14 protein-coding genes are annotated in these 16,582 nt (G+C 36.4%); 9 read left to right on the top strand and 5 right to left on the bottom strand.

Annotation, left to right across the window (positions count from 1 at the left end; translation table 11 throughout):
- The first annotated feature begins 13 nt into the window (after positions 1–13).
- The 3 genes from recJ to FE813_RS09020 are packed head-to-tail and all read left to right on the top strand — an operon-like array spanning position 14 to position 3,127.
- The gene (recJ, locus tag FE813_RS09010) at positions 14–1,741 is read left to right on the top strand and encodes a single-stranded-DNA-specific exonuclease RecJ (protein ID WP_139990281.1); all 1,728 of its coding nucleotides are present in this window, start codon (positions 14–16) and stop codon (positions 1,739–1,741) included.
- On the top strand, positions 1,734–2,438 hold the full coding sequence (locus FE813_RS09015) for a thiol:disulfide interchange protein DsbA/DsbL (protein ID WP_139990282.1): 705 nt from the start codon (positions 1,734–1,736) through the stop codon (positions 2,436–2,438). Before recJ ends, FE813_RS09015 begins: the two co-directional genes overlap by 8 nt.
- Positions 2,438–3,127, top strand: coding sequence for a 5'-methylthioadenosine/S-adenosylhomocysteine nucleosidase (locus FE813_RS09020; protein ID WP_139990283.1), 690 nt, complete (start codon positions 2,438–2,440; stop codon positions 3,125–3,127). The genes FE813_RS09015 and FE813_RS09020 overlap by 1 nt, the downstream gene beginning before the upstream one ends.
- A 97-nt stretch (positions 3,128–3,224) precedes the next feature.
- On the opposite strand, the gene FE813_RS09025 is transcribed toward FE813_RS09020, so the two are convergent.
- The 5 genes from FE813_RS09025 to FE813_RS09045 form a co-directional block, all read right to left on the bottom strand.
- Complete coding sequence (locus FE813_RS09025) at positions 3,225–6,071, bottom strand: TonB-dependent receptor domain-containing protein (RefSeq protein WP_139990284.1); 2,847 nt, start codon at positions 6,069–6,071, stop codon at positions 3,225–3,227.
- A 179-nt stretch (positions 6,072–6,250) separates the two neighbouring features.
- Positions 6,251–6,949, bottom strand: a complete 699-nt coding sequence (locus FE813_RS09030) for a LutC/YkgG family protein (protein ID WP_139990285.1) — start codon at positions 6,947–6,949, stop codon at positions 6,251–6,253.
- A gap of 5 nt (positions 6,950–6,954) precedes the next feature.
- Positions 6,955–8,367, bottom strand: a complete 1,413-nt coding sequence (locus tag FE813_RS09035) for a LutB/LldF family L-lactate oxidation iron-sulfur protein (RefSeq protein ID WP_111407237.1) — start codon at positions 8,365–8,367, stop codon at positions 6,955–6,957.
- Position 8,368: 1 nt separating this feature from the next.
- Entirely contained in the window at positions 8,369–9,100 is a 732-nt protein-coding gene (locus FE813_RS09040; protein WP_106013375.1) for a (Fe-S)-binding protein, read from the bottom strand.
- Between the two features lie 68 nt (positions 9,101–9,168).
- Positions 9,169–10,764 carry a lactate permease LctP family transporter gene (locus FE813_RS09045; protein WP_180978724.1) on the bottom strand — a complete coding sequence of 532 codons (1,596 nt, stop codon included), beginning with the start codon at positions 10,762–10,764 and terminating at the stop codon, positions 9,169–9,171.
- A gap of 275 nt (positions 10,765–11,039) precedes the next feature.
- Here FE813_RS09045 and FE813_RS09050 point away from each other — a divergent pair, with 275 nt between their 5' ends.
- The 6 genes from FE813_RS09050 to FE813_RS09075 all read left to right on the top strand — a co-directional run bounded on the left by FE813_RS09050 (position 11,040) and on the right by FE813_RS09075 (position 16,575).
- Positions 11,040–12,401 (top strand): adenylosuccinate lyase, encoded by a 1,362-nt coding sequence (locus FE813_RS09050; RefSeq protein WP_139990287.1) that lies wholly within the window; start codon positions 11,040–11,042, stop codon positions 12,399–12,401.
- A complete protein-coding gene (locus FE813_RS09055; RefSeq protein ID WP_048954075.1) occupies positions 12,401–12,919 on the top strand; it encodes a GNAT family N-acetyltransferase in 519 nt (172 codons plus the stop codon). Before FE813_RS09050 ends, FE813_RS09055 begins: the two co-directional genes overlap by 1 nt.
- Positions 12,920–12,937: 18 nt before the next feature.
- Positions 12,938–13,735 carry an amino acid ABC transporter substrate-binding protein gene (locus tag FE813_RS09060; protein WP_139990288.1) on the top strand — a complete coding sequence of 266 codons (798 nt, stop codon included), beginning with the start codon at positions 12,938–12,940 and terminating at the stop codon, positions 13,733–13,735.
- A gap of 66 nt (positions 13,736–13,801) precedes the next feature.
- Positions 13,802–14,473 (top strand): amino acid ABC transporter permease, encoded by a 672-nt coding sequence (locus tag FE813_RS09065; RefSeq protein ID WP_139990289.1) that lies wholly within the window; start codon positions 13,802–13,804, stop codon positions 14,471–14,473.
- 18 nt (positions 14,474–14,491) lie between these two features.
- Entirely contained in the window at positions 14,492–15,244 is a 753-nt protein-coding gene (locus FE813_RS09070; RefSeq protein ID WP_139990290.1) for an amino acid ABC transporter ATP-binding protein, read from the top strand.
- A gap of 8 nt (positions 15,245–15,252) precedes the next feature.
- On the top strand, positions 15,253–16,575 hold the full coding sequence (locus FE813_RS09075; protein WP_139990291.1) for an MmgE/PrpD family protein: 1,323 nt from the start codon (positions 15,253–15,255) through the stop codon (positions 16,573–16,575).
- The last annotated feature ends 7 nt before the right edge of the window (positions 16,576–16,582 follow it).

Raw genomic sequence — 16,582 nt, forward strand, 5'->3', positions numbered from 1 at the left:
GAATTAATATCCAGTGAAAAAACTTATCAAACGCCGTGAAATTCCAATTGGAAATTCTGTTTCAAACCATCCGTTATTAGATCGCCTTTATCGCGCACGCCATATTCAAAACACCGAAGAATTAGACCGCACTTTAAAATCAATGCTGAATCCAAATCAGTTATATGGTATTGAACAAGCGGTAAATTTATTAGTGGAAGCTTACCAACAACAGCAAAAAATAGTGATTGTTGGGGATTTTGATGCTGATGGTGCAACCAGTACAGCATTGAGTGTGCTGGCTTTAAGACAACTTGGTTTTGCGGATGTGGATTATCTCGTACCAAATCGATTTGAACAAGGTTATGGTTTGAGTATTCCAGTGGCTGAAATGGCGATTGAAAAGGGCGTTCAGCTATTAATGACGGTGGATAATGGCGTTTCATCTTTTGAAGGCGTTGCATTTTTGAAAGAGAAAGGTGTCCGTGTTTTAGTGACGGATCATCATTTACCTCCCGAAACTTTGCCGCTAGCCGATGCTATTGTTAATCCTAATTTAAGCCAGTGTGGTTTCCCTTCAAAATCCTTAGCGGGCGTTGGTGTTGCGTTTTATTTGATGTTAGCCGTACGAGCAAAATTTCGTGAACTGGGTATTTTTACTGCAGAAACACAACCTAATTTTACTGACTTGCTCGATCTAGTAGCATTGGGTACTGTTGCGGATGTGGTGCCTTTAGATCAAAATAATCGTATCCTTGCTTATCAAGGCTTAATGCGGATTCGTGCACGGCGTTGCCGCCCAGGTATTGTTGCATTAGCAGAAGTGGCTAACCGTAATGTTGAACAGTTTACTTCAAGTGATCTCGGTTTTTGTATCGGACCTCGTTTAAATGCAGCGGGGCGTTTAGACAATATGTCGATTGGAGTAGAGCTTTTACTGGCGGACGATATGCTAAAAGCCAGAGAATTGGCTTTAGATCTTGATCAACTCAACCAAACGCGTAAAGAAATTGAAGCTGGCATGAAGCTTGAGGCGTTAGAAATTTGCCAAAATCTCACCGCACTTTTTAAAGAGTTACCTTCGGGGATTACACTTTATCAACCAAATTGGCATCAAGGTGTGTTGGGAATAGTATCCTCTCGAATTAAAGAACAATATCACCGTCCAGTCATTGCCTTCGCGAAAGATGGTGAGGGAATCTTGAAAGGTTCTGCGCGTTCTATCGAAGGTTTGCATATGCGTGATGTTTTAGAGCGTATTCATTCGCAACATCCTAATATGATTTTAAAATTTGGTGGCCATGCGATGGCTGCAGGATTAAGCCTTCGAGAAGAACACTTTGATGATTTCCAACATATTTTTAATCAAACCGTTGCCGATTGGCTTGATGAAGAACATTTACAAGGTGTAATCTGGACCGATGGCGAATTAAATTTAAATGAATTTAATCTTGAAGCGGCGGAACTAATAAAATCAGCAGGCCCTTGGGGACAAGCTTTCCCAGAGCCTTGTTTTGATGGCGAATTTAAAATTTTAGACCAGCGTGCAATTGGACAAAATCAAAACCATCTCAAAATGTTAGTGGAACCAAAACAAGGTGGGCCTTTATTAGATGCGGTTGCGTTTAATATTGACACAAGATTGTATCCTGATCTTTCAATTAAACAGGCAAGATTTGCATATAAATTAGATGTTAATGAGTTTCGTGGTAACCGAAATGTACAGCTTTTAGTGGAATATATTGAAGCGATTGATGAGTAATGTTTTGAAATTTTATGGATTATTCGTATTAGGCTTATTTGGATTTGCATCATCGGTTCTAGCCGAAGTAAATCAAAAAGAATTTTCTACTCAAAATTCACCGCACTTACCATCTTCTGATGTCATGCATTTTGAAGATGGGCGAGATTATTTTTCTTATCAAGAGCCTATTGAACAAGCGCCTAGAGCGGATAAAAAAATACGTATTCAATTCTTTTTTGATTACGATTGCCGAGTATGTTCGTCAGCGCAAGATATTTTGGAGCTTTATAGTCAAATGCGTACAAATAAAGTTGCGTTGGAACAATATCCTATTGCAACTGCCGATAGCCAGTTTAGCGCACGCGTTTTTTATACCTTGCAAGCACTAAGTGCGGGTGAATTATCTAATGTTTTATTATTTGAAACTTCAGAAAAATCTCGTTATGCAGAGTTGTCTGCGACAAATAAAATTCAACAATGGGCGGAAGAACAAGCTCTAGATAAACAGTTATTTATTCAGGCTGAAAATTCAGAAAGAGTAAAAGAGCAAATTCAAGATGCAATTGAATTGACGGAAGAATATGGTGTTTTTACCTATCCTTACGTTGTCATTGGTGGAAAATATGTACTCACGGCGAGCACGCTTTATAACGATGATTATAGCGTGGCGGTGTTAGATTTTTTGGTAAATAAAATAGAACAGGAACAAAAGTGATGAAAATCGGAATTGTTGGCGCAATGGCGCAAGAAGTAGAAATTTTAAAAAATTTAATGGCAGAGAGAACTGAAACTCGAGTAGCAAGTGCGGTCATTTTTGAAGGCAAAATTAATGGTAAAGATGTTGCATTGTTGCAATCAGGTATTGGAAAAGTAGCCGCTGCAATTGGCACGACGGCATTGTTACAAGTAGCCAAGCCAGATTTTGTGATCAATACTGGTTCTGCGGGTGGGGTAGCAAAAGGCTTGAAAGTGGGAGATATTGTAATTTCAGATGAAACACGCTACCACGATGCGGACGTGACAGCTTTTGGCTATGAAAAAGGGCAGTTGCCAGCTAATCCAGCAGCATTTTTATCTGACAAAAAGCTAGCTGACCTCGCTCAAGAAATTGCAGAAAAGCAAGGACAATCAGTAAAACGTGGTTTAATTTGCTCTGGCGATAGTTTTATTAATAGTGAAGACAAAATTGCACAAATAAAAGCAGACTTCCCGAATGTGACGGGAGTTGAAATGGAAGCCACAGCGATTGCACAAGTTTGCTATGCTTTTAATGTGCCTTTTGTAGTGGTTCGAGCCATTTCAGATGCAGGCGATGGTGAAGCAAGTATGTCTTTTGAAGAGTTCTTACCGTTGGCTGCAAAACAGTCTTCGGCATTAGTATTAGGGATGATTGATAGACTGTAGTAATAATCTTTTCATAAGATAATAAATTCTAAAATTGAATTATAAACATTATTTAAAAAGGCATAGTTTATTAGCTATGCCTTTTTATATGAGCCAATTAGAATTTATAGTTCAAACTTAGAATATAAGTTCTTCCACGTGCAAAGTTATAAAGTACAGATTTATCTTTTCCTCCATCTTCACAAGTATTATTTTTACTACAAATTGAATCATTTAAGCTTGAATAATAGCGCTGTGAAGCAGCATCATTGCCTGAGTCTAAAGGATCAACATAACGTTTATCTAGTAGGTTTTGTACTTCAGCTTTGATAATTAAATCTTTAACAGGTTCATAACTTACATGCAAATCTAAAATAATCGGTTGTTTATTAATTTCCTCTGTTTTCTTGATTGCATAATAAGTTCGTTCATGGCTCGTATTTAATTCAAATTGAGAACCGTTAATATAATCTTCTTGAATGGTTGCTCGTTTACTTTTCCCATAGTAACGTGCTGCGATACCAAGAGTTAATTTTTGATCAAACCAGCGAGATCCAAGTTCTAATCTTCCATAATCTTTAGGTAACATTGAGATACGAGATAGACCATAACCTTGTTTCAGAATATCATCTTTTGATGCGTTGTTAGGACGTGGGCTTGCGTCTGCATAATTGGTTGGTTGATTTGTTCGTTGGTATGCATAAGACAGATTTGCAAAGAAACGTCCCATGTCATAATTTACTTCTAATTCAACACCGCTCTTTTTCACAATTGGCTTATAATTTTGATGAGCAATGGTAAATCTAAATCCATTCTCAGAAGCCCAGTCAGGAACAATGCCATCTCTCCACCATACACCATATACATTATGAATATAATTTTTGATAAAACTACGATAGCCCACTAATTTTAAACCTAATACATCTTCTTTAGTGAAAACGCCTTTTTTATAGGTATTAAAACCAAGTTGATAAGTTTCAGCTCGCTCAGGTTTCAATGCGGTATTCACCCCCGCATCAGACACTTGAGAGAAAAACATCTCTTGAATATTCGGCATTCTGTGTGTTCGTGAATAAGTAAAAAATGGCATAAAATAATCACTCAGTTCTGCACTTAATGTAGCAGAATGATTGAATGCTTTTTTATGACCTGATTTATGCAAAATCGGTTCATCAATTTGTGTTGGTGTATTTTCGTAACCTACATACTCACCGTTAAATGCATAATGCGTAAAATTGACACTATAGTCTAAATGGTAAATACCTTTAGAAAGTGCGGTATCAAAATAAACAGTTTTAAATTTTTGTTTCCCAGAAGGTTGTAAGATTACTGAACGTTGGGGGAGTAAGGCTCTAGTGCCCTCAAGTGTTCCTAAATAATTGTAACGACCAGGATCGTGCGATGCTTCTTTGGAAAATAAACTTAATTCGTCTGGAAAACGATTTTTGCTATATTCATTGGTAATATAGTTAAAACCTAACGTAGCTTTTAAATCAATTTCTTTTGGTAATAAGAAGGTATAGCTGTTATTAATATCAATGATATTTGCTACATTTTTTGTGATAAGTTTATCTGTGACTCGCCAGCCAGAAAAAAATCCTCCCTTAGGATAAATTGTTTTTCCAAGGTTATGTGCCACCATTAAGTTAAGATCGAGATAACTGTTATTATTAAAATTATAATTGACTTGGTAATTTTGATTCTCAATTTTGCGAGAACCAATTTTATTATCCAATGTACGTAGTTGCGCCCCTAGAGTATGGTGATCATCCCCATACTCAAATTTTAATAAATGGCTACGCGAACGAGATTGCAAACTGCCAGGTTCAATAGGGGCGACGCTATATTGATCTTTATTACGTTCAAATGATTTGTCAGTTTTTTCAATTCCATCATCACCTTTTTGGAGTTCTTCAATGTCTTCGGGTTTTTTGCCAGCTCCTAATTGTTGTAGAATGTTTTTTCTAGCCTGATTTTTATAAATATTCTTTACACTGGTCTCGGTTTCTTCAGGATCATATATATTGGATTTTTCAATATGGGTAATGCAATTTGAATCAGTCCATATGGTTTCTGTTTCTCCTGTGAAATCATTAGAGTTTGTCGTTTTTTCTGTACTTCCATGAAATGTTGGAGTGGGGGCATTACAAGACCAATGGTTTTTGTTTAAATCAGGTGTCCATTGCCCTGCAGGATTTAAAACATAACCCGCATTACGAAAATAAGCTTCTTTTTCTTTCTCTAGAATATCCTGCCCTAATGATGCTAATCGTTCTCCGCCACCGATACGATAATCTTGTGAAACGTCACGTTGGCTATAACCATACACCACGCCTACATAGCCACCATTATCAAGCCATTTTCTGCCTGCCGCCATTGTCATAAAATTGGATTTAGTGGCATTGCTCCCTGTCATTCCTTTCAGAATAATACCAAATGGTTTGTCATCGGTAATAACATCATTAACGCCCAATGTTCTAAAATTAGCACTGCCCGCTAACGCATTTATACCGCTTGTTCCTGAAAAGTTGCTTTTATTGACATCGACACCAGCAATAAAATTGGGCTCTATCGCTGCTCCAAATTGAGAGCTACCACCAGATTGTCCCGAATCCATTGAGGTGGAATAAAAGGTTTGTGTAACCCCATCAACCATTGTATTGACACGACCTAACCCATTTTCGCCACGAATATTCACAGAAACTACGCCAGAGCCTTTATCTTGTTGAGTAAAAGCACCAGGAATACTTCGAATAACTTGATCTATAGTTTGGGTTTCTTTAAAAATATGCTCTCGGGTGCTTTTGGCTTTCGCTTCCGTAAAAGGTTTTTTATCGTTGGCGACATTTTTTTCTACTACATCAATTTGATCTAATGTTTCTTCAGCTTTTGCATCAACGATAGAAACACTTAGGGTATTGATTAAGCAGAGTGTGATTAAATTTAATTTAATAACTTTCTTCATTATCATATCCTTTTATTATTGAGAAAGATTATCATTATTTCACTTTAACTAAAAAACTCAAGAGGTAATTTAATAAAATTAATGAAATAACAAAAAATAATGAAAAAAACTAATTTCAGATAAAGGTGGAAAAATGTCTTGATAGGGGAAAGAAAAAGGGGCATTTGCCCCTTTCTGCATTATAGATCATCAATTATTAAATAGATTTTTGCTACGGGTCCATGGACACCAATCACTTTAATCAATTCAATATCCGCCGTTGAGCTTGGGCCTGAGATAATATTGATACAAGATGGCATACGCTCGCCTTGTTGTGCTTTCTCGTGTAATACTTTCGCCACTTGTGCAACACGAGGAACAATTTGACTTTTACGTAAAACAACAATTGATTTCTCAGGTAATAAACTCACTGAACGTCCACGATCTGCGCTAGAGAATAAGACGATTCCGCCAGTTTCCGCCAAACCATATTCTGCATAAACTACGCCAAGATTAGCTTTTTCAGAAAAACGAATGTTATCTTGTGCCGTTTCTGATGACCACGTATGGCAAGTATATTTCGCTTCAAGCGTTGCAGGAATATCAAGTGCGGTCAATCTTTCATCGGAATTAAGTACAACATCACCGCCACCATATTTTTCACAAAGAGCAAGTAAAGTTTGCACTGCATCAGATTCTTTACACACATTTACGTCCACCATCATGGTTTTTGCAGAATTGATAAATTCATTCGCTAAATCAACCGTACTTAAATGAGTTAAACGCTCAGTTGGGTACGTATTGACCGGTGTATCCATCGGTTCAGGTACGATAGCACGGGCTTTTCCCATTTTCGCCGCTAATTTATTAAGAAAATTTTCGCGATTTTGTAAATCCATGCTTATTACCCTCTCTCTCTATTATTAAACCATTGACGGAAACTTTCACCATCTGCTTGTGGTAAATCTCGTGCTTTTGTCCATTCACCCAATGCACCAAATGTAATTGGTGCTTTCCCATTTTTGATCAGCTTACCCGCTAATTTCGCACCGATATTCACACCTGCTTTCCATAGTGTTGGGTTGGCATTGGCTGTGGTGAAACCAAAAATAGATAAACGTTCCATTGCGGGAGTTTTACCTAACTCTACCATTTTCTCACGGTGTTTTAAGATTAACTGCGCTAATGGAATACGCACTGGGCAGACAGAATTACACGCATTACATAATGAACAAGCATACGGCAATTCTTTGAATTCATCATAACCACCTAGTAATGGAGAAATTACTGCACCAATTGGACCCGGGTAAATAGAACCATATCCATGGCCACCGATTTGACGATATGCCGGACAGGTATTCAAACAAGCACCGCAACGAATACAACGTAAAACTTCTTGGAATTCAGACGCTAAAATATCTGAACGGCCATTATCCACAATAACCAAATGGAATTCTTCAGGACCGTCGGTTTCACCAGCAAGACGAGGACCGGTTAACCACGTGTTATAACCGGTTAATTTCGCCCCTACCGCACTACGAGCAAGCATCGTAATTAACACATCCACCTCTTGGAAAGTCGGCGCTAAACGCTCCATTCCCATCACGGCAATATGCGTTTTCGGCAATGTCGTCGCTAAACGTAAGTTACCTTCGTTTGTCACCAAACAAACTGAGCCAGTTTCCGCTACGGCAAAGTTACAACCACTGATACCGATATCAGCCTCTAAAAAATCTTGACGAATTTTTTCACGTACAAAACGCGTCATATCTTCAGGCGTTTCCTCGCCCTCATAGCCGAGTTTTTCAGATAAATCTTTGCGGATTTGGTGACGATCTTTGTGAATTGCAGGCACAACGATATGGGATGGTTTATCACCTGAAATTTGTAATAGATATTCACCCAAATCGGTTTCGATCACTTGCATGCCCTCTTTTTCAAGCACTTCGTTTAAACCGATTTCTTCTGTCACCATGGATTTGGATTTTACGATTTTCTTCGCATTTTTCTCTAATGCGACTTTGCGAATATAAGCACTCGCTTCTTCGGCCGTTTCAGCAAAATACACTTTACCGCCATTTTCCATCACTTTTTCGCTCAATTGATACAAATAAGCATCTAAATTAGCTAAAACATGGTTACGAATCTGTTTAGATAAATCACGCCATTCTTCCCAATGACCTAATTCGTCCACCATTTTTTGTCGATTAGCCCCAATAGTTTCTTGGGCTTTCACTACCGCTTTACGCATGATAGTGTTATGTACTTCATGATCGACACGCGCTTTAAAAGGAAGATTACTGGTTTTCAATGACATCTTATTTCTCCCCTTGCATTAATACTTCCGCAATGTGCATCACTTTGATCTTACTGCCTTCGCGTTGTAAACGACCACCAATATTTAATAAACAACTTACATCTGCACCGATTAAATATTGCGGTTCAACCTCTTCAATATGCTCAACTTTTTCTTTCACCATTTCTCCAGAAATCTCTGCCATTTTCACAGAGAAAGTCCCACCGAAGCCACAGCAGGTTTGTTGATTATGAATAGGAAGCAGCTCTAATCCTTTCACATTTTTTAACAGTGCGATAGGCTCATTTACGATGCCCAGTTTACGTGTAAGGCTACAAGAAGGGTGATAAACCGCTTTACCTGGCAAATAGGCACCAATATCAGTTATTCCAAGTTTATTCACGATAAAATCGGTTAAATCACAGAAACGTGAAGCGACTTTTTGGGCACGTTTAGCCCAGTCTAATTCTCCTGCGTTAGTGAAGTAGTTGGGGTAATTTTTGATCGCATAAACACAAGATCCGGCAGGTGCTACGATTGGGTAATCATTTACTTCAAAGGTTTCGACTAAGTTTTTCATGCCTGGGATGGCTTGTTTTGTATAGCCACTATTTAATGCAGGCTGCCCACAACAACCTTGTTTTTCAAGGAAAGTAACATTGCAACCGAGTTTCTCAAGCAGTAAAACGGTGTTTTTGGCCACACCACTTTTTACTACGTCTGCAATGCAGGTTACGTAGAAATTTACGTTCATTTTTAATCACTCCAATAAGAGAAAAGTAACAAATGACCGCAAAAGTGCGGTCATTTTTCCAAGTAAATTTATAGATTATAAAGTAAAGGTACTAGGTACAGCGCACAGAGTGCCGCAATAATACCGTAAATCATCATAGGGATAATGGTTTTCTTAATAATGGTACCTTCTTGGTTAGAAATATTTAATACTGAACTGACAGCAACGATATTATTAATACATACCATATTCCCCATTGCGCCTCCAACAGATTGTAAAGCTAGGACTAACGCTACTGAAATTCCTGTTGTTTCCGCTGTAGAAAGTTGAACACTACCAAATGTTAGGTTAGATACGGTGTTTGATCCTGAGAAGAATGCCCCTATAGCCCCTAAGAAAGAAGAGAAAATTGTCCAGTTACTGCCGGATATTTCTGCAAAGGTGCGACCAATAATTTTCACCATGGAGTGTTCGCCTCCGACTAACATTAAGTTCACCATAACCAAGGCTCCCACTAAGGCTATAAATGGATTTTTTGATTGTTGTAAACTTGAAGCAAAAACGTTTTTAACATTGCTAATTGAGACGTTAAATATAGGAATTGCAATTAAAACTGTGATTACAAATGGAATTAACGCCGGTACGTAAAGCAATTTGTAGCTTGATGATACATCAGAACCAAAAATATCTTTTAAAGTAAAGATTAAGCCTTTACTAATTTCAAATGTACCTAATGATCCTAGGGTTGTTGAGAACCAAATTGTAGCGTCATTCATCATTGCTTTGAAAGGTAATTGATGGATACGTGTAATGATTAGGAATGCAATCAATAAACCTGTTGGGAATAATGCTTTCATTACTTGCTTAGTTGTTACCGTATTATTATCCAGACTATTTTCTACTTTTGTTAAGCCAATATTGCGATTTGCAGCCCATACAGAAATAAATAAACCAATTGCTCCGCCTACTAATGATGGAAATTCATCATTAACTTGGGCAAGTAAGAAATAAGGAATGACACAGGCAAAGACACTGATATAGATAAATAGAATATTTTTACGAATATCGTTCCAACTTACTAAGACTCGTAATGCTAATAATGGAATAATAAATGCGGCAATGGAATGGATAAATGCTGTAATCGAACCAATTTCCAAAATTATATCTTCTGATAGTTTTAGTGGACCGAAACCAAACCATGTAGGCGTTCCCACAGCCCCAAAAGAGACTGGGACGGAGTTCATGATTAGTGCCAACATGGCGACTTTTAATGGATGAAAACCTAGCCCGACTAAAATAGGTGCCGCAATGGCTGCAGGTGTACCAAAACCACTTGCTCCTTCAATCATAAAAGCAAATGCCCAACCGATAATCATTAATTGAGCTACAGGATTGGGATTAATATTCCCTAGCCATTTACGCATGGTATCTGTCGCACCTGAAATTTCTGAAAAGCGATTAAATAAGATCGCGCCAAAAATAACTGTAATTGGGGTTTGTACAGCAATAATAGCGGAAACAACATTGGCACTAATTGTGACAATATCAGTATTAAAGTGAAGAAGATGGACACCCATTACTAATGTTGCAATCCAAGGTAATGCGACATAAGAAGGCAAGGCATTTCGTTTTACCATTAGATAAATCAGCAAAACAATAGGAAAAATACTCAGAACAAAAGACATCAGAAAATATCCTTAAATTTATAATAAAAAAGACTCGTGCATTGTATGGATTTAGGCATAAAAGAATATACCTCTTTGGGGAAAATGTGATCAATATCTCATAAAAATTAACATTTTATTTTCATTTTTTACATTTTTATTACCGAATTTCTCTGATTAAAATCTTAATAGACTAAAATGGAATATGATGTGGGGATTAATTATTAGATGGGGAGATAAAAGATTTATAGAATCATCGTCATTCCAAATTAGTTATTTTATAAAAGGGAAGCAAAATGGCAGCACATGTAATTGATTTTCTTACATTGGGGAATAATTTTGGTACTCCTGAGATGAGAGCTATATGGTCAGAGGAAAATCGTTTTCGTAAGCAAATTGAAGTCGAAATTGCTTTAGCAAAAGCTGAGGGGGAATTAGGGGTTATTCCATCAGAAGCGGCAAATAAAATTGCTCAATTGGTGAAGGTTGAGGCGCTTAATTTTAATGAACTTGCAGAGGAAGCTGTTCGCTTAAGACATACTTTTATGGCGACCATTAATGCTTTACAGCGTCAATCCGGTGATGCCGGGGAATATATTCATTATGGCGCGACAACACAAGATATTGTTGATACGGCAACAGTGCTTCAGTTAAAAGAAGCTTTTGAGATTGTACTACGTGATACACGTCTTGTTGCGCAAGAATTAAAGACATTAGCTAAAAAATATCAATATTTACCTATGGTGGGGCGGACTCATGGAATGCAAGCTTTACCAACAACATTTGGTTTTAAATTAGCGGTGTGGTTAGATGAATTTGTTCGCCATTTGCAACGTTTAAATGAGATTCGTGATCGTGTGTTGGTCGGCAATATTAGTGGTGCGATCTGTACTTATGCATCATTTGGTAAAAAAGGTCCTGAAGTGGAAGCGAGAGCATTAGCATTATTAGGATTAAATGCACCGAATATCGGATGGCAAGCCGCACGGGATCGCTTTTCTGAATATGCTTCGGTTGTAGCCTTAATCAGTGGAACGTTGGGTAAAATTGCTAATGAGTTTTACAACTTAATGCGTACAGAGATTAATGAAATTGAGGAGCCTTTTTCTAGTGGAAAAATTGGTTCATCAACAATGCCTCATAAACGGAATCCTGCTGCATTAGAGGGAATGGCTAGCCTTACCTCACCTATTTTTAAAAGTGTTGCATTAATTCATGAATCAATGAGAGTTGAGCACGAACGTGATGCCATGAGTTGGCGAGCAGAGTGGATTGCTTTGCCTGAGATGAATATTTATCTTTCAGCTCAATTACAAATTGGTTTATCTATTTTACGCGGAATGAAAGTGAATGCTGAGCAAATGTTAAAAAATTTGGAGTTGCAGAATGGGCTACTTCTTTCTGAAAAAGTGATGTTTGAATTAGGTAAACGTTTAGGAAAACAAAGTAGTCATAGCTTAGTATATGAATGTTCAATGAAAGCTTTTGAAGAAGCTCGATCATTTAAAGATGTATTGTTAGAAAACCCTATTATTAAGAAAGAATTTAATGAGTCTGAAATAACAGAATGGCTTGTTCCACAAAATTATTTAGGAAGTGCTCCAGATAAAGTAGATATCGTTATTCGTTATGCAGAGCTATCGGGGTTATTAGATTAATGGATATTAGAACACTAACGCTTGTTGATATTGAATCATATCAAAGTTTATTACATCGTGCTTATCAACCTATATTAGCTTTAGGAATTCATTTTTCTGCATCAACGGTTTCTAAGTCTGAAATTGAGCAGCATTTATGCGCTAATTTAGTCTTTGGTGGATTTATTGATGGCAATCTTGTTTGTTCTATTAGTTTACGTTTGCCTTGGGGGAATAATCCAGGACCTTATGGTGTACCTCATATTGGCTGGTTGGCAACCCATCCAGATTATAAAAAGCAGGGGCTAGCAGTAGAGCTTATAAAGTGGACAGAGGAGAATATTTTACTAAAGCAACTTAAAGTGCCTTTTGTGACACTAGGTACTGCAGAAAATCATCCTTGGTTAAATTCCTTTTATATAAAACAAGGTTTTGAAGAAATCGGAAAAGCAAATTTAACCGATGATCATACTACAATTTATTATCGAAAAATTTTAAACACAACATTATTTCAAGAGTATCAAAAACATCATCATTAATTAAATAAGGAGTTAAAAATGATTTTAAAACATACCGCACTTTTCACTATTTTAGCAACAACAGTTGTTTTAGCTGGTTGTAATGATAAGGACAATGATAGCTCAAAGATAGTTTCACCTAAGATATTAAAAATAGGATCTACTGGACAAAGTTATCCAAATGGTTTTAAACAGAATGGTAAATTAGTTGGGTTTGATGTAGAGACAACTGAGGCAATAGCAAAAGAATTAGGCTATACCATTGAATGGACGACAGCTGAATTTTCAGGGCTTATGGGCCAACTTGATTCAGGCCGTTTAGATACTGTTGCTAATGCAGTCGCAGTAACTGAGGCGCGTAAAACTAAATATGATTTTACACAACCTTACAGTTATTATGGTAGTCAACTTGTAGCTCATAAAGATAATAGCACAATTAATATTTTGGATGATTTTAAAGGAAAAACGATTTCAGGGGTATTGGGTTCTAATCATTTGAAAAATTTGCAGAAACGCTTTCCTAATAATGAAGTAAATGTGAAAACTTATGAAACTCGCGATGGTGCAATGTATGATTTGGTATATAAACGTGTTGATGGTTATATAAATTCTAAACCAATCTTATTGGCTGAGATTAAACGCGGTAATTTACCATTTAAATTAGTAGGAGAACCATTAGTAATTGAAGAAGTAGCATTTCCATTTGCTAAAAATGAAAAAGGAGAAGAACTACGTAAAGAATTTAACCAAGCTATAAAGAAATTAAAAGAAAGTGGGAAATTAAAAGAGCTTTCTATTAAATATTATGGCGAGGATATTACCGCATCAGATAAATAAGAATTGGGAGGTTAAACCTCCCGGTTTTTGATAGGATATTTCTTGGTTTCACCTAATGGATTATATATGAGTTTTGATTTTGTATATTTTATTTCAGTTTTCCCTAATATTATTTCATATTTGCCAACTACATTATTTATTGCGGTAGTGTCAATTTCTATAGCAATTTTTATTGGTTTATTTATTGCTCTAATTCGTGTGAATAAAAGTTTTATGATAGATGGGGTACTTGCTTTATATATTTCATTGTTTCGTGGGATGCCAACGGTAGTGTTGCTATTTATCATTTATTATGGTTCACCACAGTTATTTCCTAGTTTAAAAGAAATGTCAGCAATGAACGCTGCATTACTTTGTTTTAGTTTGAAATATTCAGCTTATTTGGCCGAAATTTTTCGAGCAGGTTTAGAGTCTGTAGACAATGGTCAGAAAGAGGCAGGTATGGCGATGGGATTATCTCTTATAAATGTTTATCGTCATATTATTTTACCTCAGGCTTTTGTTAATGCCTTACCAAGTACAGGGAATATGTTTATTTCTTTATTAAAGGATTCATCAGTAGCATTCTTCGTTGGGGTGCCAGAATTATTAGCTGCAGGTAAGTTATTAACGGTAGAATCATATAAATTCTTTGAAACCTATCTAGCTGTAGGTATTGTTTATTGGCTTGTGGTTGTTCTTTATTCTTGGGCCCAAAAACGATTGGAAGTGGCTTTATCTTCCCCTTATAAACGTTAAGGATGTATTATGACTACAATGATTTCTGTTGAAAAACTTTCAAAATCCTTTGGAAAAAATACAGTATTAAAATCAATTGATTTATCTATTCAAAAAGGGGAGGTTGTCGCAATTATTGGACCTTCAGGATCAGGGAAATCTACTTTATTACGGTGTTTAAATTTATTGGAAAAACCTGATGAAGGGAAAATTAAAATAGCATCTAAAGAGTTTGATGTTAAAGAGCATTCTCGTCGGGATGAAGTCTCATTACGTCATCAATCAGCAATGGTGTTTCAAAGTTATAATTTATTTAAAAATAAAACTGCACTTGAGAACATTACACTAACGCCGTTGGTTAATCAGAAAATGAGCAAAATTGAAGCGCAAAAATTAGGTTTGGATTTACTAAAACGGGTCGGACTTTCCGAGCAGGCCCACCAGTATCCTATTACGCTTTCTGGTGGGCAGCAACAACGTATTGCGATAGCTCGTGCTTTGGCTGTAAAACCTAAAGTTTTGCTTTTTGATGAGCCTACATCTGCGTTGGATCCAGAGCGTGTAAATGAAGTTTTACAAGTGATACAACAGTTAGCTAAACAAAAAATTACAATGGTTATTGTTACTCATGAAATGGAATTTGCAAAACATGTGGCTGATCGTATTATTTTTATGGCAGATGGAAATATCATAGAACAAGGACCTGCTAAGCAGCTTATTGATTTTCCTAAGCAAGAACAAACAAAACGTTTTGTAAAGCAATTTTCAGATCCCATTGAATTTTATATTTAGGGGGAGGAATGAATGCACAAGAATTGGCAAATAAAATTCTAAATACCCCCTTAATTAATGAACAAGATACATTAAAAAAGGCTACAAGAGGGGTTGTAGATTATTTTGCCTCTTCACTCCAAGCTAAAAATCAAGTTGAATTACAACAATTTAAAGATTGGATTATGCTAGAGGGAGGAAATAAGAAGGCATGGTTAATTGGACAAAAACAGTTAGTGACCGCAAGACAGGCTGCCTTATTTAACGGTTTTCAAGCACATTACTTAGATTATGATGATGTGCATGCGACTGTACGTGGACACCCTTCATCTGTGATTTTAAGTGCGCTTTTTGCCAGCATTGATAAAAGTATACATAGAATTGACAGTAGGCGTTTTTTAACTGCTTATGTTATTGGTGTAGAGGTTATGGCTCGTTTGGGTCAGATACTAAATCCTAAACTCTATATCAGGGGATGGCATAGTACAATCACTTTAGGAGGAATTGCCGCAACTTGTGCTATAGGCTATTTACACCAATATCTTTTTCTATCTGATGCTATTTCTTTGGCTGCAACACAATCATCAGGAATGCGTTTTGTGTTTGGTTCTCCTATTAAGGCTTTACATGCAGGAATTGCTGCACAAAATGCGATTCAATCTATTGATTGGATTAAAACAGGCTTGTCTTTACCACAAAATCCATTTGATAAAAAAATTGGTTTTTTTATGTTATTTGGAGACCAATGTTCGGTTGAAGACTGGGGATATGATTGGGAGAAAAATTGGCAAATTCATCAGCTTTGGTTTAAAAATTATCCTTATTGTTCTGCCGCAGCAGGAATTGCTGATATTTCTTATAAGTTAAGAAATAAGATTTCAAATATAAGTGATATTCTTCAAATTGAGATTTGTTTTTATGTTAACTCAGATGCTGCATTAATTTATCAAAAAGTAGATATTGCTAGCCAGGGAAAATTTTCTGCAGAATATATTTTAGCTTCAATTTTGCTAAATAAAAAATTGGATTTTCAACATTTTGAGCAGTCTCAAGTTGAACCATGTATTTGCCAGATTATGTCTAAAATTCATCGAACTTATCAAAATAATGAAGTAAATCCTAAAAAAGTGAAAATTAGAGTACAGTTAAAAAATGGGGCTATTTTAGAGGCCAGTTCTAATTTCCCAAAAGGAAGTCCTATGAATCCTTATTCCAATACTCAATTAAAAGAGAAACTTGAGTTCGCTATAGGTAATAATTCCTTATCTCAGCAACTTTATCAAGATATTAGCAATTTAAAAAATGGAATTAATATTCAGGATTTTATTCAAGCTTATCAATCAATATTGTGAGATGTAA

The sequence above is a fragment of the Haemophilus seminalis genome (assembly GCF_006384255.1).
Taxonomy (GTDB): Bacteria; Pseudomonadota; Gammaproteobacteria; order Enterobacterales; family Pasteurellaceae; genus Haemophilus; species Haemophilus seminalis.